Annotated in this window: 16 protein-coding genes; 8 read left to right on the forward strand and 8 right to left on the reverse strand. The window is 61.2% G+C overall.

Annotation, left to right across the window (positions count from 1 at the left end; genetic code table 11):
* Positions 1 to 20 precede the first annotated feature (20 nt).
* The 7 genes from AB4P96_RS12265 to AB4P96_RS12295 all read left to right on the forward strand — a co-directional run bounded on the left by AB4P96_RS12265 (position 21) and on the right by AB4P96_RS12295 (position 8,575).
* The gene (locus AB4P96_RS12265; protein ID WP_236461992.1) at positions 21 to 986 is read left to right on the forward strand and encodes an amino acid ABC transporter permease; all 966 of its coding nucleotides are present in this window, start codon (positions 21 to 23) and stop codon (positions 984 to 986) included.
* Complete coding sequence (locus AB4P96_RS12270; RefSeq protein ID WP_017138708.1) at positions 979 to 1,752, forward strand: amino acid ABC transporter ATP-binding protein; 774 nt, start codon at positions 979 to 981, stop codon at positions 1,750 to 1,752. The genes AB4P96_RS12265 and AB4P96_RS12270 overlap by 8 nt, the downstream gene beginning before the upstream one ends.
* An 18-nt stretch (positions 1,753 to 1,770) precedes the next feature.
* Positions 1,771 to 2,694, forward strand: coding sequence for an ABC transporter substrate-binding protein (locus tag AB4P96_RS12275; RefSeq protein ID WP_395600816.1), 924 nt, complete (start codon positions 1,771 to 1,773; stop codon positions 2,692 to 2,694).
* Between the two features lie 10 nt (positions 2,695 to 2,704).
* A complete protein-coding gene (locus AB4P96_RS12280; RefSeq protein WP_099549948.1) occupies positions 2,705 to 4,288 on the forward strand; it encodes an FAD-dependent oxidoreductase in 1,584 nt (527 codons plus the stop codon).
* Positions 4,289 to 4,299: 11 nt separating this feature from the next.
* Positions 4,300 to 4,722: a RidA family protein gene (locus tag AB4P96_RS12285; protein ID WP_017138711.1), complete on the forward strand. Its 423-nt coding sequence runs from the start codon at positions 4,300 to 4,302 to the stop codon at positions 4,720 to 4,722.
* Positions 4,723 to 5,080: 358 nt separating this feature from the next.
* Positions 5,081 to 7,231, forward strand: coding sequence for a phosphocholine-specific phospholipase C (locus AB4P96_RS12290; RefSeq protein ID WP_170040390.1), 2,151 nt, complete (start codon positions 5,081 to 5,083; stop codon positions 7,229 to 7,231).
* A 159-nt stretch (positions 7,232 to 7,390) separates the two neighbouring features.
* Positions 7,391 to 8,575, forward strand: a complete 1,185-nt coding sequence (locus AB4P96_RS12295; protein ID WP_170040392.1) for an EAL domain-containing protein — start codon at positions 7,391 to 7,393, stop codon at positions 8,573 to 8,575.
* Between the two features lie 32 nt (positions 8,576 to 8,607).
* On the opposite strand, the gene AB4P96_RS12300 is transcribed toward AB4P96_RS12295, so the two are convergent.
* Together AB4P96_RS12300 and AB4P96_RS12305 are read right to left on the reverse strand one after the other, a co-directional pair.
* The gene (locus AB4P96_RS12300; protein ID WP_395600817.1) at positions 8,608 to 9,174 is read right to left on the reverse strand and encodes a hypothetical protein; all 567 of its coding nucleotides are present in this window, start codon (positions 9,172 to 9,174) and stop codon (positions 8,608 to 8,610) included.
* Positions 9,171 to 10,085 carry an NAD synthetase gene (locus AB4P96_RS12305; RefSeq protein ID WP_170040394.1) on the reverse strand — a complete coding sequence of 305 codons (915 nt, stop codon included), beginning with the start codon at positions 10,083 to 10,085 and terminating at the stop codon, positions 9,171 to 9,173. The genes AB4P96_RS12300 and AB4P96_RS12305 overlap by 4 nt, the downstream gene beginning before the upstream one ends.
* Before the next feature lie 185 nt (positions 10,086 to 10,270).
* Between AB4P96_RS12305 and AB4P96_RS12310 the strand changes: the two genes are divergently transcribed.
* A complete protein-coding gene (locus AB4P96_RS12310; RefSeq protein WP_395600818.1) occupies positions 10,271 to 10,759 on the forward strand; it encodes an Hcp family type VI secretion system effector in 489 nt (162 codons plus the stop codon).
* A gap of 15 nt (positions 10,760 to 10,774) precedes the next feature.
* Here AB4P96_RS12310 and AB4P96_RS12315 read toward each other — a convergent pair whose 3' ends face one another.
* From AB4P96_RS12315 to AB4P96_RS12340, 6 genes are all read right to left on the reverse strand, one after another.
* Entirely contained in the window at positions 10,775 to 11,611 is an 837-nt protein-coding gene (locus tag AB4P96_RS12315; protein ID WP_236462008.1) for a 5'-nucleotidase, lipoprotein e(P4) family, read from the reverse strand.
* Between the two features lie 245 nt (positions 11,612 to 11,856).
* A complete protein-coding gene (locus tag AB4P96_RS12320; protein ID WP_395600819.1) occupies positions 11,857 to 14,367 on the reverse strand; it encodes a fimbria/pilus outer membrane usher protein in 2,511 nt (836 codons plus the stop codon).
* 85 nt (positions 14,368 to 14,452) lie between these two features.
* Positions 14,453 to 15,193, reverse strand: a complete 741-nt coding sequence (locus AB4P96_RS12325) for a molecular chaperone (RefSeq protein ID WP_395600820.1) — start codon at positions 15,191 to 15,193, stop codon at positions 14,453 to 14,455.
* Positions 15,194 to 15,268: 75 nt separating this feature from the next.
* On the reverse strand, positions 15,269 to 15,871 hold the full coding sequence (locus AB4P96_RS12330; protein ID WP_017139590.1) for a fimbrial protein: 603 nt from the start codon (positions 15,869 to 15,871) through the stop codon (positions 15,269 to 15,271).
* A 194-nt stretch (positions 15,872 to 16,065) separates the two neighbouring features.
* Positions 16,066 to 16,713, reverse strand: coding sequence for a response regulator (locus tag AB4P96_RS12335; protein WP_099549954.1), 648 nt, complete (start codon positions 16,711 to 16,713; stop codon positions 16,066 to 16,068).
* 23 nt (positions 16,714 to 16,736) lie between these two features.
* A complete protein-coding gene (locus AB4P96_RS12340) occupies positions 16,737 to 19,910 on the reverse strand; it encodes a response regulator (RefSeq protein ID WP_395600821.1) in 3,174 nt (1,057 codons plus the stop codon).
* Between the last annotated feature and the right edge of the window lie 37 nt (positions 19,911 to 19,947).

A 19,947-nucleotide genomic window follows, 5' to 3' on the forward strand; every position in this document is an offset into this window, starting at 1 on the left:
CAACCCGCGAGGAATAGAACATGCCCATTGTCGCCAAATCCTATGACCTGATCGACGAGGTCAGCCCGGTTCGCCAGCGCCGCGTTGCAACGCCCATCAAGGCCCTGCAAGTGGTTCCCGCCCGCCACCCGTGGCGCTGGGCCGGGTCGATCTTCGCTGCGCTGGTGCTGCTCGCTATCGTGCATTCACTGGCCACCAACCCGCGTTGGGAGTGGGGCGTGTTCGGCCAGTGGTTCTTTTCTGTCTCGGTGCTGCGTGGCCTCGGCCAGACGCTGCTGCTGACGCTGCTCAGTACCGTGTTCAGCATCCTCTTCGGCACTGCATTGGCGCTGGCACGGCTGTCGGGCTCGCCATTGCTGGCGGCGTTGGCCTGGGGCTATATCTGGTTTTTCCGCTCGATGCCGGCGCTGCTGGTGCTGATCATCCTCTACAACTTTGCCTACCTGTATGACCACATCGTGCTCGGCGTGCCGTTCACCCGCGTAGTGTTCGCCGAGTGGTCGACCGTGGATGTGCTCAGCCAATTCACCGTGGCGGTGTTGGGCCTGAGCTTGATGCAGGCAGCCTATGCGGCGGAGATCATTCGTGGCGGTTTGATTGGCGTGGATGCCGGCCAGCATGAAGCGGCGGCGGCCCTCGGTTTGCCGGCTTCGCGACGGATTTTTCGCATCATTCTGCCCCAGGCGCTGCGCTCGATTTTGCCGTCGGGTTTCAACGAAATCATCGGCCTGGTCAAGGGCACGTCCATCGTCTACGTGCTGGCTCTGCCGGAGCTGTTCTACACCGTGCAGGTCATCTACAACCGCACCCAGGCGGTGATCCCGCTGCTGGTGGTGGCGACCGTGTGGTACCTGATCATCACCACGGTGCTGACCAGCGCCCAGTACTACGTCGAGCGCCACTTTGCGCGCGGTACGGCGCGGGTACTGCCGCCCACACCGCTGCAACGCCTGCGCGGCTGGCTCAAGGAGAAAACCCATGGCTGAAGCACGCGCCGGGCGCATTCAGATCCAGGGCGTGGGCAAGCGCTTTGGCAACCAGCAGGTGTTGAAAGACATCGACCTGACCATCGACCCAGGCAAGGTCACGGTGATTCTCGGGCCGTCCGGCTCGGGCAAATCCACCTTGCTGCGCACCATCAACCACCTGGAAAAAATCGACAGCGGGCACATCACCATCGACGGTGAATACGTCGGCTATCGGCGCAAGGGTGACCTGCTCTACGAATTGAAAGAACGCGAGATTCTCAAGCGCCGCATCGACGTGGGTTTTGTGTTCCAGAACTTCAACCTGTTCCCGCACCTCACCGCCTGGGAAAACGTCGCCGAGGCACCGCTGGCGCACAAGCGCTGGAGCAAGGCCGGGGCGCAGGCCAAGGCCTGCGAGCTGCTGGCCAAGGTCGGCCTGGCCGACAAAGTCGATGCCTACCCACGGCAGCTCTCCGGCGGCCAGCAACAGCGCGTGGCTATCGCCCGCGCCCTGGCGCTGGATCCCAAAGTGCTGCTGTTCGATGAACCCACCTCAGCCCTCGACCCGGAGCTGGTGGGCGAAGTGCTCGACGTGATCAAAGGCCTGACCCAACTGGGTGTGACCCTGGTGATCGTCACCCACGAAATTGGGTTTGCCCGCGAAGTGGCCGACCACGTGGTGTTCCTGTGTGACGGTCAACTGATCGAAGAAGGCCCGCCCGAACAGATGTTTCGCCAACCCCGACATCCCCGCACCGTGGCCTTTCTGGGCAAGGTGCTTTAGTTCAAGGAGTGACTGCCCATGTTCATCAATACTGCCCGCGTGGCCTTGCTGACGCTTGCCGTCGGTGCTGCGCAAACCGCGTTCGCCGTGCAACAGGTGGATTTCAGCCCCGACCGTGTGCGCATCCATGTGCCGCGCAATGAAGCAGCGATTGCGCAGATCCCGCCGGGTTTCAAGTTCGCCCAGCCTGGCAAATTCACCGTGGCGGTGTCCGGCGTTGCCGGGCCGCCGCTGGCGCTGTTGGCCAATGACGACAAGACCACCATTGGCAGCGAAGCCGACACCGCGCAGTTGGTGGCCGACAGCCTCGGCCTGCAACTCAATGTGGTGCAGACCAGTTGGGAGGATTGGCCGCTGGGCGTCAGCTCCGGCAAGTACGACGCGGTGATCAGCAACGTCACCGTGACCGAGGCGCGCAAGAAGCGTTTTGACTTCGCCACCTATCGCCAGGATGTGCTCGGCTTTTACGTCAAGAGCACCAACAAAATCACCGAGATCAAACAGGCCGCCGACATTGCCGGGCTGAAGATTATCGTCGGCTCCGGCACCAACCAGGAAAAGGTCTTGCTGGCCTGGAACGAGGCCAATGAAAAGGCCGGTATCGAGCCTGCGCTCCTGCAATACATCGACGACCAGGCCGCCGCGCAACTGGCGGTGCAATCGGGTCGCAGCGATGCGCTGTTCGGGCCTAACTCGGTGTATGCCTATTCGGCGGCGGTCACCGGTGGCATCAAGCGGGTGGGCACGGTGAACGGCGGCTGGCCGTTGAAGGCAGATATTGCCGTGACCACACGCAAGGACAACGGCCTGATCCAACCGATTCACACCGCCCTGCAAGGCGCGATTGCCGGCGGCCAATACGAACAGGTGCTGCAACGCTGGGGCCTGGACATCGAGCGCGTCGACACCTCGCTGATCAACCCACCGGGCCTGCCGGACTAGGAGCATCGACATGGGACTGACACGCCGTGAAGCGCTGTCGAGCATCGCCGCTGTAGGCGGCGAAAAGGCCGTCAAGGATGCATTGGCGGTATTGGGTTTGGGGCCGTCGTCACATCGCCGCCCGCAACCGCTGAAACTCAACGCGGGCCTGGGGCAGGGCACTCGTGTGCTGGTGCTGGGCGCCGGGATTGCCGGGTTGGTGACGGCCCTGGAACTCAGCCGCGCCGGGTTCAGCGTGCAAATACTGGAGGCCCGCAACCGCGTGGGCGGGCGCACCTGGACCCTGCGCAATGGCGACCGCGTGGACTACAAGGACGGCCGCACGCAAACCGTAGCGTTTGATAACGGCCTGTATTTCAACGCCGGTCCCGCCAGGATTCCGAGCCAGCACCGCACGCTTCTCGACTATTGCAGCGAGCTGGGTGTGCCGTTGGAAGTGCTGGTCAACAGCAGCCACGGCGCCCAGGTGCGGCCCGACCTGCAACAGCCGGCGTTCACCGTCGGCCAGGCGATCAATGACACGCGCGGGCATTTGTCCGGCTTGCTGGCCAAAGCCGTGCAGCGCGATGCCCTCGATGATGTGTTGAGCAGTGAAGAGCGCACGCGCTTGCTGGCGTTTTTGCAGGTGTATGGCGATCTGTCGCAGGAACTGGCCTTTGAAGGCAGCTTGCGCTCCGGTCACCTGGAGTCGCCTGCCCACCCCGGCGCACTGCCCGCCAGCCGCAGCCCGCTGGCGCTGGACCGGCTGCTGCATCCGGAGTTGTGGGGCGCGTTATTGCACACCGAATTCCCGGAATTTTCCGCCACCATGTTCCAACCTGTCGGCGGCATGGACCGCATCACCGACGCCTTCTACCAGCGCGTGCGCGAGCACGTGCAACTGGGCGCCCAGGTGCGGCAGATCCGCCAGCTTGAAGACGGCGTGGCGGTGACCTACCACGACCAGCTCAGCGGCCGCGAACAGGTGGTGCGCGCCGATTACCTGGTCTCGACCTTGCCGTTGCCGCTGTTGGCTAAACTCGACACCGACTTCAGCGACCCGGTCAAAGCCGCCTTGCTCAGCACCCGCAGTGATCAGGCGACCAAAGTGGCGTGGCAATCGCCGCGCTTCTGGGAAACCGACTATCGCACCTACGGCGGCTTGTCGTGGATCGAACACCCGGCGCGCCTGCTGTGGTACCCCAGCAACGACCTCAACACCCGCGACGGTTTGTTGGTGGCCGGCTACGTGACCGGGGAGGGCGCCGACGTGTTTGGCGCCAAGCCGTTCGACCAGCAGTACGCCACGTCCAAAGAAGCCGTGGAACTGCTGCATCCGGGTTATTCAAAACACCTGCGCCACCCGCTGGCGGTGTCCTGGGAACAGATCCCCTACAGCGAAGGCCCATGGCTGCAACGCGAACACTTCCCGGCCGACGCCAGTGCCTTGCTGGAACAGGCCCACGGCCGCGTGTACTTCGCCGGCGACGGCCTGGTGCAAAGCGGTGTGGGCATCTGGCAGGAGTCGGCAGCCAACTCGGCGCGGCATGTGGTCGCGCAGCTGGCCGAGCGCGTTACCCAACAACAACAGATTGCGGCACTCGCCGCCTCCTGAGGAGCATCACCATGAGCGACAGCATCCAACGCACCAGCGTCGGCGATTTTCCCATCTCGCAAACCGTCACCGTACCGGCCTCCGCCAGCCTGATTTTCGTCAGTGGTACCTTGCCCGACCTGGCCGACCCGAACGTGCCAGGGGTTTACGGCAACACCGAAGTGCAGACGGTGTCGGTGTTCAACAAGCTGCGCAAGATCCTCCAGCAGCAAGACCTGGACCTGGGCGATATCGTGCAATTGCGCGTGTTTCTGGTGGGGGCCGAAGAGACCGACGGCAAGCTCGACTTTGCCGGGTTGCAGCGTGGTTACACGCAGTTCTTCGCCACGCCAGAGCAGCCGAACAAGCCTGCGCGCACGGCGTTGCAGGTGGTGGCATTGCCGTTGCCAGGGGCGCTGGTGGAAGTGGAGGCGATTGCGGCCAGAACGGCCTGACTCTATTGAATGCGCTGTTGTGGATAGCTTGCTTGCTGTGGCTTGTTGTGGCGTGCAGGCTTGCCCTGCGTTGGGGCGCGCAGCGGCCCTGAAACCAGGCGCTGAGTTCCTTCAGGAGAATCCCGGTGCCTTTACTGGGGCTGCTGCGCAGCCCAACGCAGGGCAAGCCTGCTCGCCACAACAAGCCTGCTTGCCACAATAAGCCACTAGCCACAACAAGCTGCTCACCACCATTGGTGGCAGGCCCGTGAACAGATCATCGGATTGTCAGTAACCGCATGTCACCTTTTTGTCGCTTGCAGTCTCTACTTTGTCTTGAGCGTTTTTATCTCAAGCACCCCAGGGATTGATTAGTGCCATGCCAACTCTCACCCGCCGCACCCTGCTGAAGGCCGCCGCCATCGGCTCCGCCTACACCCTGCTACCCGACTCCATCCGCCAGGCGCTGGCGATCCCCGCCAACAACCGCACCGGCACGATCATGGACGTCGAACACGTAGTCATCCTGATGCAGGAAAACCGCGCGTTCGACCACTACTTCGGCACCTTGCCCGGCGTACGTGGTTTCAGCGACCGCTTCACCATTCCGCTGCCGGGCGGCCGCAAAGTCTGGGAGCAACAGGGCAAGGGGCGGCGCGTATTGCCTTATCATTTGGACAGTTCACGCGGCAATGCCCAGCGTGTCGACGGCACGCCACATTCCTGGGTTGACGAACACGCCGCCTGGGGCAGCGGCCGCATGAATGCCTGGCCAACCTACAAGACCAACACGTCAATGGGCTATTACCGCGAGCAGGAATTGCCGTTCCAGTTTGCGTTGGCCAACACCTTTACCCTGTGCGATGCCTACCACTGTTCGGTGCACGCCGGCACCAACCCGAACCGGCTGTTCCATTGGACCGGCACCAACGGCCCGACCGGCGCCAATGTGGCTGCGGTGGTCAATGAATGGGACGGCCCTGGCGCAGTGAGCGTGGGTTACACCTGGAAAACCTACCCTGAGCGCCTGGAAGAGGCGGGCGTGAGTTGGAAGGTCTACCAGTTCTTGCCGGATAACTTTGGCGACAACCCGCTGGCTGGTTTTCGCCAGTACCGCGCCGCCAGCGTTGCGGCCGGCAACCCGGCGGAACCACCGAAAGACTTCAAGGCCTTTGTGCCCTACAGCGATCAACTCAACGCCCGTGTGCCGTTGTACAAAGGCAACGGCAACACACTGCCATCGGCAAACGGCAGTGACCTGGAAGCGATCATCCAGGGCTTTCGCGATGACATAAAAAACGGCCGCTTGCCTCAGGTGAGCTGGCTGGTCGCCCCGGCCAATTACTCCGAACATCCTGGGCCTTCCAGCCCGGTGCAGGGTGGCTGGTTCACCCAGGAGATTCTCAAGTCGCTGACTGAAAACCCGCAGGTTTGGAGCAAGACTGTATTGCTGGTCAACTACGATGAAAACGACGGTTTCTTCGACCACGTCCCTTCACCGTCAGCCCCGTCCAAGCGTGCCGATGGCAGCTTTGCCGGCAAATCCACGGTCAAGTTCGACAGCGAAATCTTCACGCACCCGGCGCCGCCCGGCACCACGCAACAGCCTGCGCCTGACGGTGGTGTTTACGGCCCTGGCCCACGGGTGCCGATGCTGGTGCTGTCGCCCTGGAGCCGCGGCGGTTGGGTCAACTCCCAGGCGTTCGATCACACCTCGGTGCTGCAATTTCTGGAGAAGCGCTTCCAGGTGCGCGAGCCCAATATCAGCGCCTGGCGCCGCGCCGTATGCGGCGACCTCACCTCGGCGTTCAACTTCGTCAACCCCAACACCGAGTTGTTGCCGCCACTGCATGAAACCACCCGCCGGGCGGCGGATTTGCTGCGCCAGCGCCAGGAACAACTGGCCCAGGTTGTGGTGCCTGCTGAAGGTCGGCAACAGGCGCCGCATCAGGCGCGCATGGCTCGACCATCCCGTGCGTTGCCATACCAGTTGAACGTCGAAGGTGACGTTGATCGTCGCGCCGGTGAGCTGACGTTGAACTTCTTCAACCATGGCGAACAGGGCGCGGTCTTCCACGTCTACGACCGACTGCACCTGGAAGACATCCCGCGGCGCTACACCGTGGGCGCCGAACAGCACCTCAGTGATACCTGGCCAGTGGCTGGCGGCTATGACCTGTGGCTATTGGGGCCGAACGGCTTTCACCGATCATTCAAGGGTGATCTGCAACGCCGCGAACCCGAACTGTCAGTGGCTTACCAGGGGGACAGCGTTCAACTGACGGTGATCAACCCCAGCAAGCATCCAGCCTCGGTGACGATCAAGCGCTGCCCTTACACCCATCAAGGCCCATGGCTGCTGGAGATTGCTGGCCACAGCTCGCAGCAACGCACATTCTCCCGTCAGCCGAGCGGTGGCTGGTATGACTTCACCGTGCGTAATGAGCATGGCTGGGTGCGCCGTGTGGCGGGGCGGGTTGAGACGGGGGCGCATAGCATCAGTGACCCGTTGATGGGCAAGCCGGTGTAGCAAACCCTGAGGCGGCGGATAGCGTTGAACCGATCCGCTGCCTTTGGCCGGGAGTTAGTATTTTGAGAAATATCCTACGTTCATAAAGGATTAAACATCCGCGCTTTTTCCGGGCAGTTTTAGACAATCGTTGGGTCCACCACCCACGAGCCCACGCCAATGACGAGCCAGCCTTTACGCGTCCTGATCCTTGAGGAGCACGCCTTTCAGCGCGCCGTCGTCGTGAGCCAGTTCAAACGGTTGGGGCATGCGGTGATCGAGGCGACGCATGCCACTGAAGCCTTGGCCCTCCTGGAAAGCGTTCACGGGGTGGATGTCGTACTGTGCGACTTGTCCATGTCCGGCATGGATGGGCTGGAGTTTTTGCAACATGCCGCGCAACAAGGGTGGCTGCATGGCGTGATTGTCAGCGGCCATCAGCCGACCGGGATCAGCCAAGCCCTGCAACAGTTCACCAGCCTGCTCGGCGTGTGTTTGCTTGGCCATGTCGAAAAGCTGGCGACCCTCAATCAGCTCGAAGAGGTATTGCATCGTCATCAGCCTGTTGGGGGGATCGTGCCTGCGGTTTCACCTGCGTTGCCATTGTTTACTCAGGCGCAAGTATGCGACGCATTAGCTGCCGGCCAGCTGCACGCGTACTACCAGCCCAAATTCAGCCTGTGGACCAACGAGATGATCGGCGTGGAAGTGTTGAGCCGCTGGCAGCACCCGCTTTACGGTCTGTTACCGGCAATGGCCTTCATGCCGGTGCTGGAGCGTTGCGGGCTGCTCGACCCATTGTTGTTTGCGCAGATGCACCAGGCCTTGACCCTGCAACAACACGTCAGGGCAAGCGGCATGACCTTGAACCTGGCGTTCAATCTGCACGCCAAGCAATTGGCTCAGGGTGGGTTGGGCAGGAAGATCAAGGACGTCATGGCGCCGTTCAAGGCACCGCGCTCCAGCGTGACTTTCGAGCTGACCGAAAGCGGCATGCTGGAAGCCTCGGCGAGCAGCCTGGCGTGCCTGATGCGTTTGCGCATGCTCGGTTGCAACCTGTCCCTGGATGACTTCGGCGCCGGGTTTTCATCCTTGCAACGCCTGTGTCAGCTGCCGTTCAACGAGATCAAGCTGGATGCCGAGTTTGTGCGCGGCATGACCACCGACCCACGTTGCCGTGCGGTGATCCACAGCACCCTGGCGCTGGGCGACAGCCTGGGCATGAGCGTGGTGGTGGAAGGCATCGAAACCCAGGAGCAGCAGCGGCAATTGCTGGCGATGGGCTGCAGGGTGGGCCAGGGGTATGTGTATGCGCCGGCGATGAGTGGCGAGCAGTTGTTGTGGCGGTTGCAGAACGTGGCTTGATGGGCGTTGAGCGAATACAGGTGGCAGGGCGCTCACCACCATTTCCAGCGGCCCTGTTTTTTCAGGGTGGCGATGATGTCTTCGCGCTTGAGGCGGATTTCGACCATCTTGTGGCGCAGTTCGCGGCAGCGGTTGCTGTTGAGGATCAGCAGGCCGGTCAGTGGGCTAAGCAATGACATAGCGTAGAGAAAAAGCGGCGGGCGGTACGCAATTGCGGGTAGGGATATCAGCAAGCAAATTAAGTAAATACCGACACTGATCCATACCGCGCGGATATGCCCATAGTTGACCTGAGCCTTGGAAAAAAACAGGACAAGGCCTGCTGCGATGCTGCCGAGAAAACAGATCTTAATTGCAAGGTCTTCCGGAAGTCTGGAGAGAAAGGTCAGCAACAGTAAGGCGGCAGTCATTGCAATCGTGGAGCAGCCGGTAATTAGATCGGCGCCAATCACTAGCGCGTAGCGTCTCCTGAACGTTTGTGGGTTCTCAAAATAGAAGTATGCGTAAGCGCGATCCTCAGAGGTCAGGGCTTTGCGATCTTCATATATTTCATCCTTTTCGGATCCGCTAAGACCTTTTTTTGGTACATGCTTGCTCACTGGCTGACTTCCTCGTAGATACCAATAGCCCACGTCTTGATATTTCCTGGCATCGAGCTGCTCGCGAAACCCAGGGTTGCAGCCAAGGTGTCTTTTATGTGATTGGCGGTAGCAAGTTGCATTTCTGTGGCACTGATTCGTTTTGGTAATACGCCGGTGGCTTGTTTCACCTTGAGGATTTTTAGGGTTAATCGAGGATCACGAAGCCTGAGCAATTCATCATTCAGTCTCGCTCGTTCTTGCCGGTTCAGACCTTTGAGTACTTGTTTGAGAGGTTTGCCAGTGACTCTTGTTGCTGTGTTTATTGTTTTGATTGTGGTCAAGGCAGAAGTGGCGACGCCAAGTAATGCAATGGCATCCAGCGTCGTAACAACGGCCTGATACCAGGTTTCGTTATCCAGAAGATCAAGGTATTGGGGCGCAAACGCTTCTACACTGGTTCGACCTAACCCGATGGCGCATTGGGTCATACTGGCAGCCAGAGCAGCCTTGCCGATAAACGTAATTACCGCGCTCGTCCCCGCCGTAAAGGGCATCAACATCACGCCACTGGTAATGACTACCCAACTCAGAATCGCCCCCGTACAGGTCACCGCCGTGCCAAGCGCTTCAGCCACCCATTCCGACTCGCGCGGCTCATGCTCCAACATCCGCTTGAACTCCACCGGCCCCACATACTTGGGCGCCTCACGCAGCACGACCTTGATCGGTCGCACACTGCAAATCGCCTGAAACTCACGCAGTACCACCACGTTAAACATGTCATCGATATACACCACCCCCGCGCCAATCAGCGCCGGGTCGCTATCGATGGTGAAGAACAACTTGCGCAGATCAATACTGCTTTCAATCCGCTGACGCGTGGTGCGGTGGGCCGAAGGGAATCCATCTTTGAGCAGGGAAGCCGTCATCCTTAACTCCTGTTATTGCGGGAGTCGAGAGCCTAAAGATGAGGCGGTGCCGCTGAATGTCGGAAGGTTCGCCATTTAACGTCGGGTGCATCTCTAACTGCCTTCTGCGTCTTGCGCGCACCGCTGCGGCTGAGGAAAAGTGCGCCCCACGTCACTACCGACGCATACCAAGGCAAGGAGCAAACATGGCAGTCGATATGTTTTTGAAGCTGGGTGATATCAAGGGTGAATCAAGGGACCAGGCTCATCGCGACGAGATCGACATCACCCAATGGGCGTGGGGCATGTCGCAGTCGGGTTCGATGCACAGCGGTACGGGCGGCGGTGCGGGCAAGGTCAATATCGCCAACCTGAACCTGACCAAACCGCTGGATAAATCCAGCTCCAACCTGATGATGGCCTGCGCCAGCGGCAAGCATTACCCCGAGGCCAGGTTGGTGGTACGCAAGGCCGGCGGTGCGAGCCCGGTGGAGTATCTGGTGATTACCCTGAAGGAAGTCATGGTGGTGTCCTACAGCACGAATGCTGAAAGCAACACCGACGTCGTGCATGACAGCGTCGCTCTCAATTTCGCCAGCGTCGACGTCAGCTACCAGCCGCAGAAGGCCGACGGTACCAAGGACGGCGGGCCAGTGAAGTTTGGCTGGAACATTCGGCAGAACATCAAAGCCTGAGCACCAGCCAGCCTCTTATTGTTCCAACTGCAATGCCTGCTGTTTGAGCTTGCGTTTTTGTTCAAACGGCAACTTCTCATCATCCCCATACGGCGCGCTGTACCAGTTGCCGTAACTCGGGTTCGGCAGCAGGAACCAGCGCTGCCCCAGCCAGCTCACATAGGGTTCCACCGCTTTACGTTGGGCGGCAAGGGTGTTGTGTTCGGCCTGCACGAAATCACCCAGCGAGTCCCCGGCCATCAGCAATACGCGGGCATGGCTGGCGACCCACTGACGGCGACATGTCTTGCCGTAGCCGGCGCTTTCGCAACGGCCGATGGGCGTGCTGGCGGCCAGGACCTGCGTGTCACTGGTCACCGGAAAACCACGCAGGCGCAGGTTGGCGACAGTGGCCGCGACCTGGCTGTGTTCGCGGTTGGTGAGGTAGTAAACCTTGATGCCTTTTTGCTCGGCGGCTTGCAGGAAAGCCACTGCGCCCGGCAATGCCTGGGCCTTGGCCTGGTCGACCCAGGTGTTCCAGCGATCGTAGGAATAGATTTGATTGTTAATGATGTCGCGCGCGTTCAGCGGCACGTTGTCCAGCAGGGTTTCGTCGATATCCACCACCACCGCTGGAGGCAAGCCGTTCAGGTTGCGGGGTGGAAAGGGCAGGGCATCCCAGGTCGGGTCGGCCAGGGCCACGTCGAGTTGGCGGGTGGCGTTGGCGAACAGCTGGCGGTAGATCAACTCGTGCTCGATGGAGGTCTGGGTCCAGAGCACGGCGTCGAGTTGGTCGTTGGCCGGCGGGGTCTGCTGGCAGCCGGTCAGGGCGGTGGTCAGCAGGCAGACACTGGCGAAAATCAGGTGGCGCATGGGATGTCTCGGCGGTGGCAGCGTGTGGGCAGCACCTTAGCCTAATCAGGCTATACATCAATCCCGAATGTGGGAGCTGGTTTGGTGATGTAAGGGCCAGAGCAACGTCAGCAGCAGAGCCATACTCGGTCAAAGGTGGGAGCTGGCTTGCCTGCGATGGCATCAACTCGGTTTACCTGATACACCGAGGTGTTTGCATCGCAGGCAAGCCAGCTCCCACAGAAAAGCAGACGAGCCACCACCCCTCAAGGCCCACACACCAACGCCTGCCGCTCATAGTTCAACGCCTTGTTCTGCGGCGGTAGCGCATAGCTTGCACTGCAGCGCTGCTCGCCCCACTTGATGACCAGCGTCCCCTGGTCCTGCTCCACCAGCGCCAGCGCATTCCCGTTCGGATCTGCAATCGCCAGTTGCTTACCTGCCGAGTCTTCCAGCGAAGCCCCGAACGACAATGGCTTGTGCTGCGCATCAAACAGCTCGAACAACACCCGTCGCCCGGTGGTGCCGCTGTAACGCGCAACTACAATAGCGCCACGGCGCGGCACCAGTTGCTGGGTGGCGTTGGTGATTTCCACATCGCCGCCCAGGTCGCGGGTGTCCAGGCTGATCCAGTTCACCCGGTAAGGTTGCGCCGTGGGGATCACCGCATAGCCGTTGTAGCCGGTCTCGACGCCGCTGTAGCTGCCGATTTTAGCCCCCGAGATACCCGGCACTTCAGCCAGGGCGAAGGTTTCGCTGACGGTCTGCCCCAGGTTGACGCCACCTGCGTGCGCCACCACGGAGCCGGCGAGGTTGAGGTTCTGCGAGTTGTAGCCCTGACCCTGGCTGTAACCCAGGCTCACATCCGCCATAGAGGTGCGGCTGTTGATATTCACCGAGCCGGAGTCGCCGCTGGTATCGCTATGGCCCGCCTGCACCGAATAGAAGGTGTCACTGGTATCGGCGACGTAACCGTTGATACCCGCTTGCGTGGTGGTGTCGCCGCGCTGATGGCTGGTAGTGACAAAGGCTCGCGGCGCACGGGCCTGGCTGCCCAGTGGGAATGAGACGGACAGGTTCACTTGGGTGTCGCTGCTGGGCTCGCCATAGGTGACGATTTGCTGGGTGCGCGTCACGCCAAGGTTGTAGCTCAGGTCGCCCCAATTGCCGGTGTAGCCGGCGGACAAACTGCGCGAGCCGCCACGGTTCCAATAGCGCTGGTCACTGGCGTTGACGTACAGGCTGCCAAACTCGCTGTTACGTCCCAGGCTCTGGTTGATGGTCAGGTCGGTACGGGTTTTTGAATGGCCGGTGCGCACGCGCACGTCTTCGCTGTTGTCTTCCACGTGGTCGGTGAGGGTGCGGTAGCCCTCGGTGGAGTAACGGTAGGCGGCCAGGGTGAAGTTGGTGTCGGTGCCGGCAAAGGTCTTCGCGTACAACGCCCGCACGCTGCTGCCCTGGTGGGTTTGCCCGCGCGCTTTGCTGGACGAGTGCGTGGTATCCAGGGAGAAGGCGCCGAACGCAGTGTTCCTGCCAGCGCCGATCGACAGCGCGCTGTAGTCCTCGCTGGCTTGCAGGCCGACGATGCCGCTGAGGTTGCTGGTCAAGCCATATGCCAGCGTGCCGCTGAGAAAACGCGGGCTGCCCAGGCCGTCGGCATTGCTCTTGAACGTGCCCGCCGAGAGGCTGTACTTGACCTGACCTTCACGCACCATGATCGGCAAACTGGAAAACGCCTGCATCGTCACCCGCCGGCTGCCGTCGGCTTCGATCACGGTGATTTGCAAGTCGCCGTTGGAGCCGCTGGGGTAGATGTCGTTGATCTCGAACGGGCCGGGCGCAACGTTGGCGGTGTAGAGGATGTAGTCGTTCTGGCGGATCTCTACGGTCGCGTTGGTCTGCGCCACGCCACGAATCACCGGCGCGTAGCCGCGCTCGCTGTCGGCACGCATGCCGTCGTCGGAGGCCAGTTTGAGGCCGCGATAGCGCACACTGTCGAACAGGTCGGTGTCGGAGAAAATCTCACCGGCGCTGAACTGGCCCTTGATCGCGGTCACGTCGTGCTGCACGTAGGTGCGGTTGCTGGTGAAGGTGTTCGAGCGGTCGGTGCCGCTGCTCATGTTCGATTCGTTGCGCAGGCGCCAGGCGCCCAGGTTGATGCCGTTGCGCAGCCCGAGGTTATTGGCGATGCGGGTTTTATAGTCGCCGGCGGTGCGGCTGCTGTTGAGCTGGTAGTTGATGAACGCGGCCGGCACGCCGTCGTCCCACAACTCTGGGTCGACATACCCGCGCAAGCCGCGCTGCATGGCCACTTGCGGAATACTTGCCAACAGGCGCAGGCGGCTGCTGTCGTAACGCACGCTGGCGTCTTCGATCATGTCCGCGAGGGCATAACACTCTTGCGGTTGTTGCGGGTCGAGTTTGCCTTCGGCCTGCAATCGGCCCATGTCGACGCCCAATTGCTTGAGCAGGTCGAGGGTCAGGCAGGCTTCGACCCGGCCGTTGTTCGGGTTGCGCTTGAAGTCGATATCACGCCGGCCCACGAGCACTTCGTTGCTGTACAGGTCGACCCGGTAATTGCCCGGCAGCACGCTGTTGGCTGAGAGTAGTTGCTGCAAATCGACTGGCGACTGCGAGCCCTGCAGGAACGTGGTGTTGAAGCTTTGCGCTGCGTCATCGGCCACCGCCCAGGTCGGCAGGCTGGCAGCCATCGCGAGCGACAGCGTCTTCAACTTCAGTACGCCACGTGCGGGCCTGTTGCTGGAAAGAAAAGACATGCGAAGACCTATGACATCCCTGATTGACGGACAGCCGGGCACGCAAACACGCACGCGAAGTGAGCCTGTGGGTTAGAGAAGCTACTTAGGGTTTGAGGCGCGATTCAGTCGCGTGCGCAGGTAGCGCAGCGCCGCTCGACAGGGGCGCGCTGTAGTGGTTCTGCGCGCCATAGTCATTGATGCTGGAAAACGACAGCTGCACCGGGCCGTTGGCGATGGCTGTTGCGATCGGGAACTGTTTTTGCTCGCCAGGCGCAATCATGGTGGAGTCGCTGGCCAGCACCGACTGTACTTTGATGTCGGCCATGGACACGTGATACAGCGTCGGGTTTTTCACCTGCAGCAGGGTCTGGCCGCCGTGTTTGGCCAGTGTCCATTCAAGTTGCGCAGGCGCTTGCAGCGCGCTGCCGGTAAGGCCGGCAGGGCGGTAGAAAATCTTGATGCGCTGGCGGATGGCCAACTGCAAGGTGTTCTCGGCGGCGCTGGCCTTGGGGATTTCCTGCACGTTGAGCCACACCACCGACTCGCGGTCCGTGGGCATGCCTTTGCCTTCGTACAGAATGCGCAGCAATTGTTGTTCCTTGGCGAATACCCGCGCCAATGGCGGGGTGACGGCAAACGGTGCGCGGCTGGCGCTGGCATCGTTCATGTCGACCCAGGATTGAATCAACACATCCTGGTTGCCGTTGCGCACGGTGATATTGGCTTCCTTGTGGTCGCCATCAAACACGATGCGGGTGGCATTCAATGAAATGCTGGCGGCGGCCTGGGCAGCCATAAGCAAGCCCAGTAGCCCCAAGCATGCGGCGATAGAACGAGGCGGCATGAGGGTTATCCGGTGTAATCAAAAGACAATGGCGAGGCCGCAGGGCCTCGCGCGTTCGGTGCCTGGGGCGCCGAGTTATTCGTATTGCAGGATGAACGGCAGGGTGGCATCACCGCGACCGGCGGTGGACGAACCGGCGGCTGCGGTGGTGACGTAGGCGGCCGCGAAGCTCAGGGTGGCGTCGCCGCCAGTAGTGCCGGCGCCGTGCATGGTGCTTTCGATGCGCGCGGTGCTGGAAGAGCTGAGGTCGATCAGGCTGCCTTTGCTGTCGAGCAGGGCGATACCGACGTTTTGTGCAGTGGCCGAACCCGGGTTCAGGGCCAGGACTTTTTTGCCGGTGACCAGGCCCGAACCGCCGTTGTTGGCGTCAAAGATCATCGCGACTTTGGTGCCCTGGTTGCAGTTGACGTTCAGGTTGAAGTCTTTGGCGGTGACACGGCCTGCGGTTGGGTTTTCGGCGGTGCCCATGTCCTTGATCGACACGTTGCCCATGTCCACCGAAATGGTGCGGTCGGAGTTGGCGCCGTCGACCGAGCAGGCATCGTTGTTGATCACGCCGGTGAAGGTGATTTTACCGCTGCCGCCCAGGGTCGGCGTCGGTGCCGGGTCGACGGCAAATGCGCTGCCGGAAGCGGCGATAATGGCCGAGGCGATAACAGCCAGGGAAAACTTCTTCATGATGATGTCCGTTAGTGTTAGTTGGAAAATGCTGTTGTTGAACTGCGAGAGGAGAATAAGCGGCGAGGGCAAGCGAGCGAATAAGACGATTCTTATAAGTCAGGAAACGGACGGTTTAGAGCGGTGCAAGGGCGTGTGAATACTCAGCAAATAAAGGGCGAAGCCATTGTTTTAAATGGCTTGCTAGTTGTCGGTTAGTTGAAAATGTTACGTGCCAGGCAATAAGCGAGCAGGTCCTGGTCACTGCTCACTTCAAGTTTGCGCATGGCCGAGATCTTTTGCGCGCTGATGGTCTTTGAACTGCGATTCTGGCTGCGCGCAATATCACTGACGCTCATGCCGGAAATAAATAAGCGCAGGATCTCGAACTCTTTGGGCGACAAACTGGTAAAGCGCTCGTCAATAGCCGTAAGCGTCTCGATCACCGAGGTTTTTGGCGGTTCCAGGCTGCGATAGGCGCTCTGCTGGGCGATCGCCTTGAGCGCCAATTGAATCTCGGTGTGCAACTGGCTTTTCTGGATGATGCCGACCACACCCAGCTCTTGCAGGCGGGTGAGGATCAGGTGGTTGGAAATCATCGTCAGGATCAGGATCTGCACCTGCGGAAAATGCCGCTTGAGGTACTCCACCAATTTGAGGCCGTCGCCGTAGGGCGAGTCGCCCGGCATGTTGTAGTCGGTGATCACAATGTCGGCGCCCTGGTGCTGCAACAGCGCGATCAGGCCGGCCGAGCACACGGCCTCGCCGACCACCTGGAAGCGTGTGTCGCGCTCTACCAACTCGCGAACACCCAGCAATACGATCGGGTGATCGTCCGCGATTACCACGTTGAATTTTTTCATAAAGGGCCGTCCGTAGTGCCAGTTCAAGTGAGTGAAGAGTGCCCGGGCTGGAGAGTTTCCAGAACGGCCGACAGACGCTGCATCACCGCCTTCACCTTGAGTTCAAGTGCCGTGTCGAGGCTGCCGCGGTTAAGTGCGCTTTCCAGTTCGATGCACGCTTGGGCCAGGTTCAGCGCCTGGACTGCGCCCAGGGCGCCGGCGACCGAATGCAGCAATTGGCCCAGGCCGTGGGCATCACGTTGCGTCAGGGCGGTATCGATACGCTGCAAGTCCTGCTGCACGCTGCTGATGAACAACGGGCGCATCTTGTCCGACAGCTGCACGCTGTCGTCGCAGGACGCAGTGGCAGGCTCCGGCGCCGGCTTGACCTTGCACAGCTTGATCAACTGCCCGCGCAGGGTTTGCAGGCTTAACGGCTTGACGATCCAGGCGTTCATGCCCACCGCCAGGCAGCGCACGCCTTCCTCGCGCATGGCGTTGGCGGTCACGCCGATAATCGGCAGGTGCGGGTCATGCTCACGCAAGGTCCTGGCCAGTTCATAGCCATTCATCAACGGCATATTCACGTCGGTCAGCACCAGGTCAAACGCCTGGGGTTGCCACTGTTGCAGCGCCTGCTCGCCGTTGGCGGCCAGGCTCACCGAACAGCCGAGCGCTTCGAGCTGTTCCTTGATGATCGCCTGGTTGACCGGGTTGTCCTCGGCCACCAGGATGCGCAACCCCAACTGCCCGATGCTTTGTGGCCGGGCCGCTGCGGGTTGCTCATGCTTGCCGTGCTGCGCCAGGGACACGGTGCTGGCGATGCTGCGCACATCGTGCAGGTCGACCACCCAGCCTTGCGCCGTGTGCAGCGGCGGGCTGTGTGCGCCCGGCAGGCACAGCACGCGTTGGCCGCCCCATGGCTTGGCGGGCTCGCTGGGCAGCAGGTCCACCAGCACCGCGTGGCGGCTGTCTTTTTCCTGGGTGGTCGCCGCCAAGGCCGCTGCGATGCCTAGCCGATTGAGCCAGTCACTCATCGACTGCGCCAGTTCGCGCACCGGCGCCTGCACGTACACCGGCGTCGGGCTGGGTTCGATCAGCGGCAGGTTGGTCAGCGTGCCGCAGCACAGCGGCAGGCGCATTTTCAGGGTAAAGCTGCTGCCCAGCCCCGGCTCGCTGACCACCCGTATCTCACCGTCCATCATCTGCGCCAGCCAGCGGCAAATGGGCAGTCCCAGCCCGGCGCCGCCTTCGCTGGCGGTGTCCGGCGCCTGGTAAAACAGGTCGAACAGCTTGGCCTGCTGCGCTTCGGGAATGCCGACGCCGGAGTCGGTGACTTGCCATTCCAGGTCGACATGCTCGGCGTCCAGCGCCATCACCCGGGCACGAATCACCACGCGCCCGATGTCGGTGAACTTGATCGCATTGCTCACCAGGTTATTGAGGATCTGGCGAATGCGCATCGGGTCGCCCATCAGGCAGTCCGGTAACTGCGGGTCGATGCAACTGTAGAGTTGCAGACCCTTGCGCTGGGCGAAAGCGGCGTAGGTATGCAAGGTGTCTTCGAGCATGTCCAGCGGGCAGAAGTCCACGGCTTCTATTGCCATTTGCCCGGACTCGATCTTCGACACATCCAGCACATCGCTGATCAGCTGGAACAGCGTGGCGGACGAACGTTGAATGGTGTGTAGGTAAGTCTTCTGATGCGGATCCAGATCGGTCAGGCCGAGCAATTCCAGGGTGCCGAGCACGCCATACAACGGGGTGCGGATCTCATGGCTCATGGTCGCCAGGAACAACGTCTTGGCCTCGTTGGCGGTATCGGCGGCGTGACGTGCCTCTTCCAGCGCCTGGGCGTCTTCAATGTGCCGGGTGATGTCGTTGAAGGCATACAGGCGCACGTCCTCGGCCTGATAACGGGTCGACACGAAACCGATTTGCAGGTGCCGGCCTTCGATCTCCAAGTGGCTTTCGCCGTTCTCGACGCCGTCGTGTTGACCGGCCATGGCCGCCACCAGACGTGCGGTGCCCGGCCACTGCTGGGCGCGCTGGTTTTCGATCAGCACCTTGCCGTCGCTGCGCCGCACCACGCACAAGCCGGTGGGCGCGGTGTCGATGATCACGCGGCTGAACGCCACGCTTTCGGCGATGCGTTCGTGGGCCAGGCGCGCCGGACTGATCACCTGGCGCCGGTACCAGCGGCTGCCGGCCCAGCCCAGGGTTATCAGGCTGACCAGCAGCAGCGCCAGGGTGCTCAATGGCCATAAGGCCGAGTGGAAGAAGTGCGAGTAGTTCAGGCCATAGACTGCGCTCCAGGGCCGGTCGCCAGCCTGGGTAATCTTGAATTCAAAGCCATGTGCCGTGAAGTGCACGCCATTGCTGAGCGACGGCTCGGTGGCTGGCCCTACCAAACGGGTGCCGTCGGGCGCAAACAAGGTGAAGCGATCAAACGCGGAGTGATCCAGCGCGCGCTGCACATCGTCGACCTGCGACAGGTCGAGCAGGGTGCCGATCACCGTCTGGCCCTGGCCGTCGAGTGACAGGCCAATGTAGGCCAGCAAGTGCTCGGGCTCCGGCCCTGCTTTCCAGTACACCCAATCCTGCTCCAGTACCTGTGGCGTCTGCGCAAGGCTTTGCTGCACAGCATTGACCAGCGCCACCTGGTTGCCGGTCTCTTCAGTGCTTTCGCGACGCTGATAGCCCACGGAGGGAATGGTGATGGTGTAGTGGGTCTGGCGATTGAACAGATAAGTTTGCGGTGCCTCGTACGGTGACGAAGACCAGAAGGCGCTGTAGTAGCTGGTCAGGTGCGCGCCCAGGGCAAAAATCGGTGGCCGGGCAGCTACGCCGACCTGCTGCTCATCGAACTTGACGTCGAACGGTACCGAAAACGAGTACTTCTGGCCTTCATATAACGTGCGGCGGTTCTCGACCATTCGGCTCTTGAGGCTGACCTGCACGCTGGTCGCCCGCAGCAATTCGGCCTGGATGCCTGGGTGCGTCAAGCTCTTGAGATAGGTTTGCTGCTCGCTGAGGTTTTCCATTAGCCGCGCAAAATGAAAGCGTGTTGCGCCATAACGGGTTTCGACCCCGCGTTGCAATGACCAGTAGTTGGTGAGGAGCAGCAGCAACGCGATTCCAATCAGCACCATCAGGCCTTTGTTCAAGCGTACGGAGCTGCGGGTAAAGGCTTCGAGTATCGCGTTGTTGTGCTTCATCAGGGGTTTCCGCAGGCGCAGGACAAATCGGCACTGG

Origin of the sequence: Pseudomonas sp. B19125 (assembly GCF_044218855.1) — a bacterium.
In the GTDB taxonomy this organism is placed as follows: Bacteria; Pseudomonadota; Gammaproteobacteria; order Pseudomonadales; family Pseudomonadaceae; genus Aquipseudomonas; species Aquipseudomonas edaphica.